1 pseudogene is annotated in these 275 nt (G+C 34.2%); it reads right to left on the bottom strand.

What is annotated here, in order from left to right:
• Positions 1-275, bottom strand: a pseudogene (gene pnuC, locus KVT34_RS30265) (nicotinamide riboside transporter PnuC); the annotation flags it as partial.

Raw genomic sequence — 275 nt, 5'->3', positions numbered from 1 at the left:
ATAAATCACAATGCTAACCACGTTATATACAATCCATAAATACCAGTTTTCTAAAAATTTTCGACTTAGCATAAAATGAGCTACTAAACCTAGTACAGCATTTAAAGCATCTAAATATGGACTAGTTGATTCTAAATAACGGATTTGCTAATAGCCCCAACCAATCCAAGCAACTAACATAAAGATTATATACAGAGTCCACCCTTTTACACCTAAACGAACTGTTGCTTTTACTTCTTCCTCCCCACTACGTGCAATCCAATAATACCAACCAT

This window comes from Paenibacillus sp. GbtcB18 (assembly GCF_019091125.1).
In the GTDB taxonomy this organism is placed as follows: domain Bacteria; phylum Bacillota; class Bacilli; order Paenibacillales; family NBRC-103111; genus Paenibacillus_F; species Paenibacillus_F chitinolyticus.
The sequence above is the reverse complement of the archived record's forward strand: the minus strand, read 5'-3'. Positions and strand labels throughout refer to the sequence as shown.